We start from the raw sequence: 14,044 nt of genomic DNA, 5'->3' as shown, positions 1-14,044 counted from the left end.
TACCGCACCTTCAGGTAGTCATCGGCCGCCATGGGGCGGGGTGTCGATGTTCCGGCGCATGCCGAGATAAAGCCTGCGGGCGATATTTCTGAGCAAGGTCTCGCCTCCGATGGTTTATCCGGGCTGTCGTCTCGTCACCGCCTGATGCCCCAGGCATAGGTTCTTTGCTTGGACGCGTTCAGACGGCGCACCTCGTACCGGCCCTGCCGCTCGATCTCGGCGACCGCTTCGACCACGCCATCGAAGGACCCTGGCGTGACGTCGTCGAATACGACCATGTCGCCCTCGCGCTGAACGCCCGAAACGCAGCGATGCTCGGCCAGCACGTTCTTCCTGGTGTGCTGCGCGTCGATGAAGGCGAAGTGGATCCGGTTCACGCCGACCCTGGGCAATTGAAGGAGTGAATCGCCTTGCAGGAAAATGATCCGGTCGGCCAGCGGCTGCCAAGGCCGAAGCAGTTCGGCGCGCGACTTCCTGCCGTCATGGTCGTCGATGCAATTCCAGTAGAAGCGATGATGGTGCGGCAGGACGTCGAGCGTGACGACATGCCCGCAGGCGCCGGCATCGGCGAGTGCCTTGGCCATGCAGATCGCGGAGAAACCACGCGCGGTGCCGGTCTCGACGACGGTGGTGAACGGCCTTGGGCTGTCGGCCAGCTGGCGGCGAAGAAGACTGTAGAGCACCCGCCCGTGCGGGTAGGCGAGCGCGCTGGTCTTGATGGCGATCTGGGTGTGGAGGGCCAGTTCGTCGAGCCAGTCGCGATCGACGGCAAAGCCGGTTTCGGCCTCGAGCCTGTCGATCTCAGCGAATGAGACGCGCCGGGTGGCTTCGAACAGCCTCAGATATTCCTTTTTCGAGGCACGCGGCGCCGAGCCCAGCGGGTCGACGTTCCAGCGGCGATCGATGGCGGCCGACAGCCTGTTGAAGGCCAGGCGCCGCGCGGCGCCAACAAAGTCTCTCATCCCAGACCTGTTCGTCCCAAAATTGTATTTTTTCTAACCATGCGCCGGCCGGCGCGCAAGGCGACCTCCGGTTTTGACGCACTGCAAGTAGGCACCGAGGCGCGCGCAACGGCGACTATCCGCACCCCTGTGCTGCCGGCGATCACCCACTCACCTCATCCACCAAGAAATCGAAAGGGATATCATGGACCGCAATTTTACGCGGGCGCTTGCGCTCATCCTCAAATCCGAAGGCGGCTGGTCGGACAATCCGGCCGATCCGGGCGGCGCCACCATGAAGGGCGTCACTCTCGCCAATTTCCGCCGCTACGTGAAGGCGGATGCCGCCAAGGCGGATCTCAGGAAGATCAGCGATGCCCAACTCGCCACGGTGTACCGCCGCTTCTACTGGGATGCGGTGGCTGGCGCCGAGTTGCCCGATGGCGTGGACTACGCAGTGTTCGATTTTGCCGTGAACAGCGGGCCGGGCAGGGCGGCGAAATATCTTCAAGCAGTGGTCGGCGCCGCCCCGGACGGCCGCATCGGGCCCGAGACGCTCGCTGCCGTCAGTTCCAGACCGGCCGCCGTCGTCATCGACAATCTCTGCGATGCCCGCCTGGCTTTCCTGAAGCGGCTTCCGACCTGGTCGACTTTCGGCAAAGGCTGGTCGAGCCGGGTCGGATCCGTCCGCGCACAGGCGCTGCTGCTGACGGCTGTCGGGGCAGGCGAGGCATCGGCCACGCGGCCATATCCTGCACCGGCCGCTGCTGCGGCGGCGCCGGGCGGCGCTGCTGCCGTAGATGCCGTCGAACCGGTCGCGGCGGCGCCTGCCGGCGCCAACATCCCAGCTGCCACCAAGGCGGGCGGGATCATTGTCGCGTGCCTGCTCGTCGCCTACGCCGCCTGGCACCACATCGCCGCCGCCTTGCAAGGAATGTTCTGATCATGGCCACCACAACCCAGCCGACCATCCGCCCGACCAACAAACTGACGGCCGCGACCATCGCCGCCGCCGCCGTTTCGATTTCCGGCGTCTTCGTGCGCAATGTCTGGCCATCCTGGTACGATGCCGAGACATGGGCCACACTGCTGCCGCTTGCCGTGTTTGCCGTCGGCTATCTCGTCAAGGACGCGCCAAACCAATGAGCGCGCTCCTCTCCTTCCTGCTCAGCAATTCGACCGTTCTCGGCATCGGCGCAGCCATCGTCGCCGCGTTTGGCTGGGGTGTTCGCCAGCGGCTTGCCGGCGAGCGCGCCGAACGCAGCCGGCAGGCCGCGGCCGAGGCGGCGGCGCGCGACGTCGCCGATCAGGTTGACAACGATATCGGCGCGCTGCCCGCCGCCACTGCCCGAAAGGAGCTCAGGTCATGGGCAAGGAATTGATTGCCGCAGCGGCCGCAGCACTTGTCGCGGTAGCCGGCTGCACCACCGTCACCGGCGGATTTTGCGCGGTCTCGAGCCCGCTGCGCTTGTCCGCATCCGCCGTCGCAGCGCTGTCGGATGTGGAAGTCCGGACGCTGCTGGCGCACAACCGCAAGGGCGAGAAACTGTGCGGGTGGAAACCATGACGATCGTGTTGCCGCTCGATTCGGGCCCCGCTGCTGGGGGACTGCTCATCTTCGGTGCCGGATCGGTCATTCTGTTCCCTGATCGCGAGACAATGAAATGATGCATGATATTTTCGACCTGCTCGGCATCAAGGTGCCGGTGGTGGTCGCCGGCCTGTCCGGCGGCATATTGCGCGCGCTGTCGCGCCACCGCTACAAGCCGCGCGAGATGGTGGCCTCGCCGATCTGCGGCGCGCTAGCCGCCGCCTATCTGACGCTGCCCGTGGTCCAGTATTCCCGCGCCATGGGCCTGCCGATGGCCAATGACGACACCACGACCCTGGCGGCCGCATTCCTCATCGGCGTCTGCGCGATGTGGATATCGGATATCGTATTCGAGGTCGTGGTGCGCAGGTTCAGGCCTGGGGAGTGACGCCGCGCGTCCGTGGTGATCGGCAGCAGGACGCGCCCGTCGACTGGACGAAGCCGACGACAATGCCCATCTATGGGAAATCCTGGAGCGGCTGTCATAGCGCCGGGCCTCCAGTTTTATCGTGCGCAATTCCGGACGGAAACGGCTACAACCTTTCCCCGGAGTTGCTTTGGGGAGATTTGATATGGCGACTTCAAGCGAACGCGCGGTGCTTGCCGGCGGCTGTTTTTGGGGCATGCAGGATCTGATCCGACGCATCCCGGGCGTCCTGTCCACGCGCGTCGGCTACAGCGGCGGCGACGTGCCTGATGCCACCTACCGAAACCATGGCACCCATGCCGAAGCCATCGAGATCAATTTCGATCCCGCCAGGGTGAGCTACCGTACGCTGCTGGAGTTCTTCTTCCAGATTCATGATCCGACGACACGCAACCGCCAGGGCAACGATGTGGGGATGAGCTACCGTTCGGCGATCTACTACACCACCGATGAGCAGAAGCGCGTCGCCGAAGACACTATCGCCGACGTCGACGCCTCGGGCCTGTGGCCCGGCAAGGTGGTCACCGAGGTGGCTCCGGCCGGCGCGTTCTGGGAAGCCGAACCCGAGCATCAGGACTATCTGCAGAAATACCCGAACGGCTACACCTGTCATTTCGTCAGGCCGGGCTGGAAGCTGCCGGTTCGCGAAAAGGCTGTTTCGTAGACGGCGCCCGAACCGAGACGAAGGCCGATGGCGGTTTACGTCTCAGGCGCCTGCCTGTTCGGCGAGGGTGAAACATAAAGAGACGGAAACGCCACGGAACAGACGCCCCGTGGCATTCTCCAGCAGTTTCGGCGAGTGGCTACTTGCCGCAATGCTTGTCGTTGACAGTCGGCGAAGCCGTGCCCGGAGCGGTGTGGCTGGCATCCGGCTGAGCACCTTGTGGGCTGGCCGGACAGTTCCGGTCCGCGTTCGAATTCATGCCGTCGGGCATGACGGTCGTGCTGCCGGTCGTGCCAGGATCCACCGTGTTCGGCGATGCCGGCGTGTTCGGGTCGACCGTGACCGACTGGCCGCTGCCGGGCCCATTATTGGCGCCGTTTCCGCCAGCACTTTGCGCCATCGCCGAAGTCGCGAGACCAATGGTAAGAGCCGAAGCTGCGAGGATTTTCATGAACATGGTTTGTCTCCATTTCTGTGAAGTCTTCGCTCGTTTCCACGAAGTTCGTCGCGTTTGCGACTATAGGGACAACCACTCGTCGTGGCTAAGGTTCCGGACAAATTTCCCTCAAGACCGGGCCCGACGGAACCGCCCATAAATCAGGCCTGGCGCAATGCATTTCCGGCGATGGTCCTGAAAAAACAGCTTTCATAGCCGCCCGATTGGTGCTTTAACGCGTCCATCCACAGGGGTGCTCCGTACGGTCGGGGCTGAGACGGGGGCGGCAAGCCCACAGACCCTAGAAGCTGATCTGGGTAATACCAGCGGAGCGAGGCGGGCGATGTTTTCAGGCGCACAGATTTCCCTATATCCCATGTCCGGCGATTTTGTCGGCGTCATCCTTGGCGCGCTCGGGGCACTGGACCCCTATCGTGATCGACTGCGGATCGAGACCGACGATATCTCGACCTTGCTTGTCGGGCCGCCCGAGGTGCTGTTTCCTGCCATGCGCGACCTGTTCGTGGCGGCAGCGCGCAGCGGCAAGCATTGCGTGCTTTCGGCCGCCATCTCGCGCGGCTGCCCGGGCGAGCCGGACGATCCGATCTGCCGCTCCGACGCGTTTGGCGGACCTGCCGGGCCGCTCGGCCCGCGCAAGGAAGCGGCTATCGCCGCCGTGCGCGGCGTGGCCGTCACCGGCCAGCCGGCGGCGGCGCAGTTCTCGCTTTACGTCATGGGCACCGACGACCACATGGACGAGATCTATGGCTGCATCGACTTCCTGAAGCAGTCGGGCGTATATGAGCGCTCCAAGCATTTCTGCACAAAGTTGCGCGGCGACGCAGGCGCCATTTTTACCGCACTCAACGAGGCCTTTTGCCGCTTCGGGCCGGGTGCCGGTCACGTAACGCTCGACGTCACCGTCTCGGCCAACAGCCCCACCGCCGTCTGACGGCGCGCCCCGCGCCATCCGCTCCGGGTACCTGCGTGTCCTCCCCGTCCGCCCCTTCGCGTCCGATCGTGGACCTCATCGCCAGAACCGCTCCGGCGATGCTTTCGGTGGGGCTGCTGCTAGCCGCGTGGGAACTCTATGCGCGCTTTGGTGGCATCAAGCCGACAATCCTCCCGGCGCCATCGCGCGTCTTCGCTCAGGCAATGCTCAACCGGCACGCGCTGGCCGATAACGCCGTGCCAACCCTCCGTGCCACGCTCGCAGGCTTTGCCTGTTCGCTCGGCGGTGCCTTTGCGATGTCGATATTGATCGACTTCTCCCAGCCATTGCGGCGCGCCCTTTTTCCGGTCTTCGTGGTCAGCCAGACCTTGCCGCTGGTGGCGATTGCACCGCTGGTGGTGCTGTGGTTCGGCTTTGGGCTGATGCCCAAGATCATGCTGGTGGCGCTGGTCACCTTCTTTCCGATGTTGGTGGCTTTGGCCGAAGGATATGAGGCGACGGAGGCTGAGATCGGCCAAATGCTGCGCGCCATGGGGGCAGGGCGCTGGCGTGTCTTCGTCCTGGCGCGGCTGCCCTCGGCGCTGCCCTACTTCTTCGCCGGTGTCAGGATCTCGATCACCTATGCTGTCGTGGGCGCCATCTTCGCCGAATATGCGGGCGCGGCGAAGGGCCTCGGCATCTACATGCTCAACGCCAAGAACAACTTCCGCCCGGACCTGGTGCTGGCCGCCGTCGCCGTCAGCGCCGTGCTGACGCTCGTCCTGTTCGGGCTGACGATGCTGGTCCAGCGCCTTGCCATGCCATGGGAACGGACCGCCGGCGGGCGGGCCGCAGGAAAGGGGCCGTGGCGATGAACCGGCTCGAACTGCGACATGTGCGCAAGGCCTTCGAAGGACTCGACGTGCTTGCCGACATTTCGCTCAGCGTCGGCGCCGGCGAATTCGTCTCCATTCTGGGCCCCTCCGGCGCCGGCAAGTCGACGCTGTTCCAGCTTCTGACCGGCGCGCTTCACGGCGAGGGCGAGATATTCTTCGACGGCAAGCCGCTCGATGACCACGGCCGGCATTTCGCTTTCATGCCGCAGCGCGACGCGTTGATGCCTTGGCGGCGCATTCTTGACAACGCCACGCTCGGGCTTGAGGTGCAAGGTGTCAGGCGCAAGGCTGCCCGCGCTCGCGTTGCTCCGCTGTTCGAGGAATTCGGGCTTGCCGGTTTCGAACGGCATTTTCCGGCGCAGCTTTCCGGCGGCATGCGCCAGCGCGCGGCCTTGCTGCGCACCGTGGTGCAGGAACGCGATATGCTGCTGCTCGACGAGCCGTTCGGCGCACTCGATGCGCTGACCCGCGCCGCCATGCAACGCTGGTTGGAACAGATGTGGCGGCGCCACTGCTGGACGGCGCTGCTGATCACCCACGACGTGCGCGAAGCTGTGTTCCTGTCCGACCGCATCTATGTGCTTTCGGCGCGGCCGGCGCGCGTCGTCGCTGAGATCACCGTGCCGCTGCCGCGTCCACGCGAACTGGCCGGCGGCGCTGCACGGCAGGCCGGCACCCTCGAAGCCGAGATCCTCGACATCCTCCTCAACCCGAGCCACCAGAAGGACACGGACCATGACTGACCTGACGCGCCGGCAAGCCTTGCTGCTCACTGCCGCTGCCGGCCTTCCCCTTGTAGCCCGGCCAGGCCGATCTCTTGCCCAGGCGGCCGCCCGGAAAGTAACGGTGGCGCTGGACTGGACGGTCAACACCAACCATATCGGCCTGTTCGTCGCTCGCGACAAAGGGTTTTACAGCGAGGCCGGCCTCGAGGTCGACATCCTGCCCTACAGCGATACCGGTGCAGGCACGCTGGTTGCCAACCGCGTTGCCGATTTCGGCATCAACGGCTCCATCGGCCTCTTCACCCAGAAAACCGCCGGCGCCGATCTCAAGGCGGTCTATGCCGTGGTGCAGTGCGAAACCGGACGGCTGGTGTTCAATGCAGCGCGTGACGAGATCAAAACCCCCAGGGATCTTGACGGCCTGACCTATGGCGGTTTCGGCAGTGCCTGGGAAAACGCGCTGATCTCGACCATCATCCGTCACGATGGCGGCAAGGGGGCTTTCGAAACGGTGACGCTCGGCACGTCCGCCTATGAGGCGCTGGCCAACGGTTCGGTCGACTTCACGTTGGAGGTCTCGACCTGGGAAGGCGTCGAGGCAGAACTGAAAGGCGTCAAACAGCGAAGCTTCGTCTATGCCGACTACGGCGTGCCCGACGAGCACACCACGCTGATCTCCTCTAGCGATGCGTATCTGCGTGCAAATCCGGAATTGGCGTCGGGCTTCATACGGGCAACGCGGCGCGGCTACCAGTTCACCGTCGATCATCCCGAAGAAGCGGCCACACTGCTGATCGCCGCCAACAAGGACGCCCTGACCAATCCGGCATTGATCCACGCCTCGCTGAAGACGCTGATCGACGGGCACTATCTGCGCCGGCAAAACGGCGCCATAGGCAGCATGGACCCGGCCAAGATGGAAGCGATCGGTTCCTATCTCTTCGCCGCCGGCATCCTCCGGAACGGGGACGGCGAGCCCGTTGCCCGGCAACCGGATTTTGGCAACTATTTCAGTAACTTCTATCTGGGGTAGGGATCAAACCGCATCGGGCGCCAGCGCTGCTCAAGCTGATTGCCTTTCGTCAGTCTCGTCAGAGCTGCGCCCAAGGCCAACCTTTAAGGCAATAAAGCACAGAGCGGCGACTGCCATTACGCCCAAACCACTCCAACGCAAAATCCGCGCCCTCCCGAAAAGCCCGTCTAATCTACCCCGAGGCTCAGTGCCTTCTTGCGATCGGCCTGAGCACGCTTGCGGTTGCCCTTGGCTTCCCACGCCCGGCTCCGCGCCTCGTAGGCGGTTGCGAAATCCGGCTTGAGCCTTATCGCCTGGCTGAAATCCGCGATGGCCCCTTCATAGTCCGCTCTGCTGGTTCGGATCACGCCTCGACCGAAATAGCCAAAGGGGTTCTTGTGATCGAGGCTGATGGCCTTTTCGAAATCGCGCAGCGCGGCGACGTCCTCGTGCCCTCCCATCCATAGGAGGCCTCGATCGGCATAGACCCTTGCGTCCGCGGGGTTGAGATTGATGGCCTTTTCGAAGTCGGCAAACGCCCCGTCGTAGTTTTCCTGGAAACTGAGGTTCTGGCCGCGACTGTAGTAGGTCTCGGCTATCTTCGGATTGATCGCGATCGCCTGCGTGTAATCGGCAACAGCATGAGCATAATCGTTCTTCGCCTCCCAAGCCATGGCCCGGGCCAGATAGGCGTCATGAAATGCCGGGACCAGTGCGATCGCCTTGCCATACAGGGCTATGGCGCCGTCATAGTCATTTTTCTCATACAGCCTCCGACCCTTGGCGAAAAGCGCCTTGGCGGCCGAATCAGTATCGCTCGGTGCGGCCGAACCGGCGGCTGAACTGGCGGTGGCCGCCGCCGAGCTGACGGCGCCGAGCGTGGCGGCCGCCATATCGCCCTGTCCCTTCGCAGCCACAGCCGCCTTGCGGGCGACCGCGTAATCGCGATTGTCGGGATCGAGCTTGATCGCCTGGCCGAAGTCGGCGATTGCCTCGTCATAGTCCTTCATGTCAGCACGCGCCATGCCGCGCCCATAATAGCTGGCGTCGTCTTTCGGATCGATCTCGATGGCTATCGAATAGGCGGCAATCGCGCGCCCCGCGTCGCCCTTGGCGTGCCAGGCCATGCCGATGCAGAAGTAGGCGTCGCGCGCCTTTGGATCGAGTGTTGAAGCCCGGCTGCAATCGGCAAGAGCGCTTTCGGCATCGCCTGACGTGATCTTGGCGAGGCCCCGGCGAGAATGAGCCGCAGCAAAATTGGGGGCGAGCTGGATGACCGTGTCGTAATCGGCGATCGCTTGCTCGTAAACGCGTTTGGCGGCCTGGGCCTTGCCGCGGCCGTAATAGGCGAACCGGTTGTTCGGATCGAGCGCAATCGCTTTGTTGTAGGCGCCGATCGCCTGATCGTACTTGCCCATGTCCAGGAAGGCATCGCCGCCAAGGATCGCTTCGAGGGCGCGCGGATCGGTCGCCTCCAGAACCCTTGCGGCCAGCGTGTCTTGGGTGGCAGTGATATCCGGAACGACGGCTCGCTGCTTTTGCTGTTGGGTGTCCGGCAACGGTGCCGGCTTGCTTTGGTCGGCGGCAAGCTGAGCGCCGCAGCTTCCTGCCCGCGTCGGATCAAGCTCGATGGCGCGCAGGCAATCCGCCGCCGCTCCGGCGCTGTCTCCCTTGAGTGTCCTTGCGCGGCTGCGCCCGAGATAGGCGTCCGCATTGTCGGGATCGAGGCTGATCGCCTTGTCGAAATCGAGAAGCGCGCCCTCGAGGCCATACTTCGACAGCCGCATCCCCGCACGCTCGGTCAAGGTCTTTGCGGCTGCGCGATTGCTGGTCGTATCCTTGGCGGCGGATAAGTTCTCGCCGGGCGCCTGTTCAGCATCGTCATCGGTGACAGTGGGATCGAACTCACTCTCGGCGGCGCGGGCGATACCGCGTTTGACATTGGCCAATATGTTGTTGGGATCGATACGGACCGCCTCGTCATACTCGGCCAGGGCCTGTTTCGGGTCGCCCATCCTGTCCCAGGCGATGCCCAGGCCCGCATGCGCCTTGCCATTCTGAGGGTCCGCCTCGATTGCCTGTTGGAAATCGATGATGGCCGCGTCGGTCTTGCCCTTGTGCAGGAAGGCGAGGCCACGGTTGCTGTAGGCATCGCTGGAGGACGGCTCCAGGCTGATGGCGATGTTGAAGTCCGCGATCGCACGGTCGTCGTCTCCATTGCTGAACCAGTCGGCGCCGCGGTTGAGATACGCGGAAGCGTCGTTCGGATCGAGCGCGATCGCCTCGCTGTAGTCGGCGATCGATCGGTCGTATTGCTTCTGGTCGCCGAGAGCGACGCCCCTTTGGAAATAGGCTGTGGCGCGGCTGCGCGCTGGCTCTGCGGCGTCCTCCGCAATCGCGGAGCAGGCAACAATGCGCTTGTCCGACTCGATGTCCTCGCCGAAGCAGGTTGCATAATCCTTCTCGGCTGCGAGCGCAGGCGTGTTCCGGGCGAGAGCGGCGCCAAGCCCGGCTGAGGGCCACCGGTCGGGCGCAAGGCTTGTCAGCGCGATCGCGGCGGCGAGGAGCCCCGCATCCTTCCACCTCATCATATCGCTGGTCCCCCCAAAACTTTAATCCGCCTTGGCAGCTAGGTTCCCTACTGTTCCTTATTTGTTCCAGAAATGCAAGCATGAATTGCAAATCCGCTCTCACAGATCTGACGATGCAAGATCGAGATAAGTCGAAGCGGATCCGATCTTGACGCTCAACCGCCTGTTTTTGCTGTCGGCTTTATCCTTCTACAATCTCGCCGTTTACGCCGTAGTCACGTTCCTTCAGCTTTATCGTATCCTGCGCGTCGGCCGGTCGGAAAGCCCCGCCATTGCGGCAGGACTGCTGCACGAATTGCGCCGTCGCCTTCTCGACGTCATGCATTAGGTGGAACGCGAACGCGTTCAAAGCGTTGTCTGTGAGCAACATTCTCAACCCAGAAGTGCCGAACCGGCGCGCAAGTGCCTGCGGGAGTGGAAGCCATGAGTCTTGGAACCATCCTTATCATCATCCTTATCCTCGCCCTGCTCGGCGGCTTCAGTGGCCTCGGCGGCGGTCCGTTCTACGGAACCGGTTATTATGGTGGCGGCGGGCTGGGGCTTGTGTTGCTGATCGTCATTATTCTGGTCGTGCTCGGACGCATCTAAAGCGCGTCGTGCACGTCGTTCTCACAAGGCGAGAGCCGCTTTTGGGCGACATGCATTGTTTGGGCGACATGCATTGGTCGCTGATCGCGATCCCGTGACCAATGTCGATGCCGGTGCGCACCGGATCGTGATGCGGGCAAACAGGCTTGTGATCGGGCCTCTGGCGAAACTCCCGTAAGGTGATTTCGGTCCACACCCCCCGTGGAAAGCAAGAGGAGAGGTCCCACCCCTTGTCCTCCTCCAAGGCCCGCCCCGGTTCCCGGAGCGGGCTTTCGTTCTTCTGCCGGTAGGGTCACCGCAGCAGGATCGCGACACGGTGCGACGCGTCCAGCACTGGGGAAATTCCTTCTTCGTTGCCGCCTGCGGCCGGCGGATCGTCGAAAGCAGTGCATCGGGGCACATGACCCGTCCCATTGACAAGTCCGCTATACGAGGAGAGATTAAACAGGACTAGACAGGTTCACTATACAGGTACGAATATGAAGCGGAGCGCGATCAAACTGTCTCCCGGCACGGGCAAGCCCGAGCAGATCGCCACCGTTCTGGAATACGAGATCCGCTCCGGCGTGCTGGGTTTCGGCGACCGTCTGCAAAGCGAAAACGAACTCGTGCAGCGTTTCTCCGTCAGCCGCAACACGGTGCGCAAAGGCTTGGAGGAACTTTCCAGCCGCGGATTGATCACCACAAAGGTCGGTATCGGCTCCTTCGTCACCTTTGACGGCAAGCCGGTCGATGATGCGATCGGCTGGTCGCGCGCGCTGGCCAATGCCGGCGCCAACGCCGAAACGCGGACGCTGCGGCTGGAGGTGATCGAAGACCACGACCTTGCCGTGCTGTTAGGCGTCGAAAGTCCGCTCTTCATCGCCGTCGACCGGGTCCGCACCAATGCCAGCGACGGCCATGCCATCTCCATCGAACGCAGCCGCCTGCCGCTGTCGCCAGAGCTGGAGGACGTGCCTCTGCGGGGCTTGCGCGAAGGCTCGCTGCACCAGACGCTACGCGAAGCGGGGCTTGTACCCGACCATGGCGAGGAGTGGGTCGACATCGAGATGTTGAACGCCCATGACGCCGCTATCCTCGGGTGCCCGCAAGGCACACCCTTCCTGCGCGGCCGTCGCCTGACGCGTGCGGCCGATGAGCGGCCGGTCGAATATGTCACCAGCCTGCTCAATCCCGCCCATTTCGCGCTGCATATGAGGTTCTGAGCGATGCCGGAGAACGAGCTTGAGATGGACCGCGCCATGGGTGCGCTCGTCGGCGGGGCGCTGGGCGACGCGCTCGGCATGCCGACGCAGCTTCTGTCGCCTCAGCGCATCGCCGAACTCTACGGCCATGTCGAGGATTTCGTCTCGCCCTTTGCCGATCATCCGGTGTCGAAAGGGCTGCCGGCCGGGACTATCACCGACGATACCGAGCAGGCGCTGCTGCTCGGCCGCATCCTGGTTGCCTCAGGCGACCGCTTCGACCATGCGCGCTGGGTCAACGCGCTGCTCGACTGGGAGCGCGAGGTCAAGGCGCGCGGCAGCTACGACCTTTTGGGACCGTCGACCAAGCGCGCCATCGACGCCATCAACAAGGGCGTGCCAGCCGAGGAGGCTGGGCGCGGCGGCGACACCAATGGCGCGGCCATGCGCATCGCGCCGCTCGGCATCATGATGCAGCCGGAGCCGCTGGATGCGCTCGTCGACAAGGTGGCCGAAACCTGCCGGGCGACACACAACACCTCGATCGCCATTGCCTCCGCCGCGGCGGTCGCGGCCGCCGTCAGCCGCGGCATCGCCGGCGGCGACTGGCGCGCCGCGTCCGACAGCGCCGTCGCGGCGGCGAGGCGGGGGGCGACACACGGCCACTGGGTGACCGGCGGCGACATCGCCGCGCGCGTCGCCTGGGCGCAGGATCTGATCCGCGGCAAGGCGCCACGAGACGCGGTCCGGCTGATCACCGATCTGGTCGGCACCGGCGTTGCCAGCCAGGAGTCCGTTCCGGCCGCTTTTGCTGTGCTGGAGGTCGCCGGCGGCGATGCTTGGCAAGCGGCGGTCATCAGCGCCAATCTCGGCGGCGACACCGACACGATCGGCGCCATCGCCGCAGGCATGGCCGGCGCCTGCACCGGCCTTTCACGATTGCCGCAGGACCGCATCGCCCGCCTCAAAGGCTTTGACATGGCGGGCGTTCGTGCGCTCGCCGCCGATCTCGTCGCGGCGCGGACCTCGCACAGTCGCCTGGAGCAGGCCGGCCCCGGCAAGGACGCGGCGGCATGAGCGCGCGTCTCGTCCATATCGGCAGCGCGGTGGTCGACTATGTCTACCGTATCGATGCCTTGCCGGCGCCGGGCACGGAGAAGACGGCTTCGAGCTATGCGCAGGTCGCCGGTGGCGGTTTCAACATGATGGTCGCGGCAATCCGCACCGGGATGAAGGTGGTATTCGCAGGCCAACTCGGCAGCGGACCCAATGGCGACTTCCTGCGCGCCGCCTTCGCCGTCGAAGATATCAACATTCTGACGCAGCCTTCGCCTCTGATGGATAGCGGCAACTGCGTCGCCATGATCTCCAGCGATGCCGAACGCACCTTCGTGTCGTGGCCGGGGGCGGAGAGCGTGCTCAGCCTCGACATGATGGCTCCGGTGCTGGTCTCGACCGAGGATTGGGTGTTCACGTCAGGCTATACGCTGAGCTATCCCGGCAGCCGCGACGCGCTCACCGACTGGATCGAGACGCTGCCGGCGGACATTCCACTTGTCTTCGACCCGACGCCGGTCGTTTCGGACATTTCGCGCGCCACCCTGTCGCGGGTGCTCGCCCGCACGACCTGGCTGAGCTGCAATACGACGGAAGCCGCCGACATTGCCGGCCCGGGCGATGCCGACGCCCTTGCGGCGCGATTGCTTGCCGATCATTGTCCCAAGGCCGACGGCGTCGTCATCCGCTGCGGCGCCAGGGGCTGCCATATCCGACTGGCGGACGGTTCCGCCGGGACCATTCCCGGTTTCAAGGTGGCGGCGGTCGATACCAACGGCGCCGGCGACACTCATATTGGCGCCTTCGTAAGTGCGCTCGCGCGCGGCATGCTGCCTTTCGAGGCGGCGCGCTACGCCAATGCGGCGGCGGCCATTTCGGTCACTCGCCATGGCGGTTCATCCGCGCCCACAGACGCGGAGATCCGGACTTTCCTGAGCCATGCCGACGGTGGCTCGACCGGCGCGCGAGGCCAGAACCGGAAGGCCCATCAGACAGCCTGAT

At 64.3% G+C, this 14,044-nt stretch carries 18 protein-coding genes and 1 riboswitch; of the genes, 15 read left to right on the top strand and 3 right to left on the bottom strand.

Translation table 11 applies throughout. The annotated features are described in order from the left end of the window. Positions 1-134 precede the first annotated feature (134 nt). Complete coding sequence (locus tag FJ986_RS10880) at positions 135-962, bottom strand: class I SAM-dependent methyltransferase (RefSeq protein ID WP_140674251.1); 828 nt, start codon at positions 960-962, stop codon at positions 135-137. Between the two features lie 184 nt (positions 963-1,146). Here FJ986_RS10880 and FJ986_RS10875 point away from each other — a divergent pair, with 184 nt between their 5' ends. From FJ986_RS10875 to msrA, 6 genes are all read left to right on the top strand, one after another. Further along, complete coding sequence (locus FJ986_RS10875; protein WP_140557904.1) at positions 1,147-1,884, top strand: glycosyl hydrolase 108 family protein; 738 nt, start codon at positions 1,147-1,149, stop codon at positions 1,882-1,884. A gap of 2 nt (positions 1,885-1,886) precedes the next feature. Next, positions 1,887-2,087, top strand: a complete 201-nt coding sequence (locus FJ986_RS10870; protein WP_140499933.1) for a hypothetical protein — start codon at positions 1,887-1,889, stop codon at positions 2,085-2,087. Beyond that, entirely contained in the window at positions 2,084-2,323 is a 240-nt protein-coding gene (locus FJ986_RS10865) for an ABC transporter permease (RefSeq protein ID WP_140557906.1), read from the top strand. Before FJ986_RS10870 ends, FJ986_RS10865 begins: the two co-directional genes overlap by 4 nt. Further along, positions 2,308-2,508 carry a hypothetical protein gene (locus FJ986_RS10860; protein WP_140557908.1) on the top strand — a complete coding sequence of 67 codons (201 nt, stop codon included), beginning with the start codon at positions 2,308-2,310 and terminating at the stop codon, positions 2,506-2,508. The genes FJ986_RS10865 and FJ986_RS10860 overlap by 16 nt, the downstream gene beginning before the upstream one ends. A gap of 100 nt (positions 2,509-2,608) precedes the next feature. Continuing rightward, a complete protein-coding gene (locus tag FJ986_RS10855; protein ID WP_140516297.1) occupies positions 2,609-2,920 on the top strand; it encodes a hypothetical protein in 312 nt (103 codons plus the stop codon). A gap of 184 nt (positions 2,921-3,104) precedes the next feature. Continuing rightward, the gene (msrA, locus tag FJ986_RS10850; protein ID WP_140663785.1) at positions 3,105-3,623 is read left to right on the top strand and encodes a peptide-methionine (S)-S-oxide reductase MsrA; all 519 of its coding nucleotides are present in this window, start codon (positions 3,105-3,107) and stop codon (positions 3,621-3,623) included. 139 nt (positions 3,624-3,762) lie between these two features. On the opposite strand, the gene FJ986_RS10845 is transcribed toward msrA, so the two are convergent. Next, complete coding sequence (locus FJ986_RS10845) at positions 3,763-4,080, bottom strand: hypothetical protein (protein WP_140644370.1); 318 nt, start codon at positions 4,078-4,080, stop codon at positions 3,763-3,765. A 218-nt stretch (positions 4,081-4,298) separates the two neighbouring features. Then, positions 4,299-4,412, top strand: a riboswitch (TPP riboswitch). On the opposite strand from FJ986_RS10845, the gene FJ986_RS10840 reads away from it, so the two are divergent. From FJ986_RS10840 to FJ986_RS10825, 4 genes are all read left to right on the top strand, one after another. Continuing rightward, positions 4,403-5,011, top strand: a complete 609-nt coding sequence (locus FJ986_RS10840) for a YkoF family thiamine/hydroxymethylpyrimidine-binding protein (protein ID WP_140499924.1) — start codon at positions 4,403-4,405, stop codon at positions 5,009-5,011. Its footprint overlaps the riboswitch before it by 10 nt. Positions 5,012-5,109: 98 nt before the next feature. After that, complete coding sequence (locus FJ986_RS10835; protein WP_140521594.1) at positions 5,110-5,865, top strand: ABC transporter permease; 756 nt, start codon at positions 5,110-5,112, stop codon at positions 5,863-5,865. Further along, complete coding sequence (locus FJ986_RS10830; protein ID WP_140500163.1) at positions 5,862-6,629, top strand: ABC transporter ATP-binding protein; 768 nt, start codon at positions 5,862-5,864, stop codon at positions 6,627-6,629. The genes FJ986_RS10835 and FJ986_RS10830 overlap by 4 nt, the downstream gene beginning before the upstream one ends. Continuing rightward, positions 6,622-7,644 carry an ABC transporter substrate-binding protein gene (locus FJ986_RS10825; protein WP_140674249.1) on the top strand — a complete coding sequence of 341 codons (1,023 nt, stop codon included), beginning with the start codon at positions 6,622-6,624 and terminating at the stop codon, positions 7,642-7,644. Before FJ986_RS10830 ends, FJ986_RS10825 begins: the two co-directional genes overlap by 8 nt. 167 nt (positions 7,645-7,811) lie before the next feature. On the opposite strand, the gene FJ986_RS10820 is transcribed toward FJ986_RS10825, so the two are convergent. Further along, positions 7,812-10,214, bottom strand: coding sequence for a tetratricopeptide repeat protein (locus FJ986_RS10820; protein ID WP_140674247.1), 2,403 nt, complete (start codon positions 10,212-10,214; stop codon positions 7,812-7,814). Positions 10,215-10,362: 148 nt separating this feature from the next. Between FJ986_RS10820 and FJ986_RS30750 the strand changes: the two genes are divergently transcribed. The 5 genes from FJ986_RS30750 to FJ986_RS10795 all read left to right on the top strand — a co-directional run bounded on the left by FJ986_RS30750 (position 10,363) and on the right by FJ986_RS10795 (position 14,043). Next, complete coding sequence (locus tag FJ986_RS30750; RefSeq protein WP_224619446.1) at positions 10,363-10,542, top strand: hypothetical protein; 180 nt, start codon at positions 10,363-10,365, stop codon at positions 10,540-10,542. 95 nt (positions 10,543-10,637) lie between these two features. Continuing rightward, entirely contained in the window at positions 10,638-10,802 is a 165-nt protein-coding gene (locus FJ986_RS10810) for a DUF3309 family protein (RefSeq protein WP_023757858.1), read from the top strand. A gap of 479 nt (positions 10,803-11,281) precedes the next feature. Next, positions 11,282-12,007, top strand: a complete 726-nt coding sequence (locus tag FJ986_RS10805; protein WP_140499919.1) for a GntR family transcriptional regulator — start codon at positions 11,282-11,284, stop codon at positions 12,005-12,007. A 3-nt stretch (positions 12,008-12,010) separates the two neighbouring features. Beyond that, entirely contained in the window at positions 12,011-13,063 is a 1,053-nt protein-coding gene (locus tag FJ986_RS10800) for an ADP-ribosylglycohydrolase family protein (protein ID WP_140499917.1), read from the top strand. Further along, positions 13,060-14,043 (top strand): PfkB family carbohydrate kinase, encoded by a 984-nt coding sequence (locus FJ986_RS10795; RefSeq protein ID WP_140521544.1) that lies wholly within the window; start codon positions 13,060-13,062, stop codon positions 14,041-14,043. Before FJ986_RS10800 ends, FJ986_RS10795 begins: the two co-directional genes overlap by 4 nt. Position 14,044: the final 1 nt, after the last annotated feature.

It is taken from the genome of Mesorhizobium sp. B1-1-1 (assembly GCF_006442955.1).
GTDB lineage: Bacteria > Pseudomonadota > Alphaproteobacteria > Rhizobiales > Rhizobiaceae > Mesorhizobium.
This window is presented reverse-complemented; position numbering and strand designations above follow the sequence as displayed.

Bases quoted from the DNA above. Each gene is read 5' to 3' on its own strand.
- FJ986_RS10845 (WP_140644370.1), bottom strand. From the start codon at position 4,080: ATGTTCATGAAAATCCTCGCAGCTTCGGCTCTTACCATTGGTCTCGCG.
- FJ986_RS10870 (WP_140499933.1), top strand. From the start codon at position 1,887: ATGGCCACCACAACCCAGCCGACCATCCGCCCGACCAACAAACTGACG.
- FJ986_RS10825 (WP_140674249.1), top strand. From the start codon at position 6,622: ATGACTGACCTGACGCGCCGGCAAGCCTTGCTGCTCACTGCCGCTGCC.
- FJ986_RS10835 (WP_140521594.1), top strand. From the start codon at position 5,110: ATGCTTTCGGTGGGGCTGCTGCTAGCCGCGTGGGAACTCTATGCGCGC.
- FJ986_RS10810 (WP_023757858.1), top strand. From the start codon at position 10,638: ATGAGTCTTGGAACCATCCTTATCATCATCCTTATCCTCGCCCTGCTC.
- FJ986_RS10820 (WP_140674247.1), bottom strand. From the start codon at position 10,214: ATGATGAGGTGGAAGGATGCGGGGCTCCTCGCCGCCGCGATCGCGCTG.
- FJ986_RS10805 (WP_140499919.1), top strand. From the start codon at position 11,282: ATGAAGCGGAGCGCGATCAAACTGTCTCCCGGCACGGGCAAGCCCGAG.
- FJ986_RS10860 (WP_140557908.1), top strand. From the start codon at position 2,308: ATGGGCAAGGAATTGATTGCCGCAGCGGCCGCAGCACTTGTCGCGGTA.
- FJ986_RS10840 (WP_140499924.1), top strand. From the start codon at position 4,403: ATGTTTTCAGGCGCACAGATTTCCCTATATCCCATGTCCGGCGATTTT.
- FJ986_RS10880 (WP_140674251.1), bottom strand. From the start codon at position 962: ATGAGAGACTTTGTTGGCGCCGCGCGGCGCCTGGCCTTCAACAGGCTG.
- FJ986_RS10830 (WP_140500163.1), top strand. From the start codon at position 5,862: ATGAACCGGCTCGAACTGCGACATGTGCGCAAGGCCTTCGAAGGACTC.
- msrA (WP_140663785.1), top strand. From the start codon at position 3,105: ATGGCGACTTCAAGCGAACGCGCGGTGCTTGCCGGCGGCTGTTTTTGG.
- FJ986_RS10855 (WP_140516297.1), top strand. From the start codon at position 2,609: ATGCATGATATTTTCGACCTGCTCGGCATCAAGGTGCCGGTGGTGGTC.
- FJ986_RS10865 (WP_140557906.1), top strand. From the start codon at position 2,084: ATGAGCGCGCTCCTCTCCTTCCTGCTCAGCAATTCGACCGTTCTCGGC.
- FJ986_RS10800 (WP_140499917.1), top strand. From the start codon at position 12,011: ATGCCGGAGAACGAGCTTGAGATGGACCGCGCCATGGGTGCGCTCGTC.
- FJ986_RS10795 (WP_140521544.1), top strand. From the start codon at position 13,060: ATGAGCGCGCGTCTCGTCCATATCGGCAGCGCGGTGGTCGACTATGTC.
- FJ986_RS10875 (WP_140557904.1), top strand. From the start codon at position 1,147: ATGGACCGCAATTTTACGCGGGCGCTTGCGCTCATCCTCAAATCCGAA.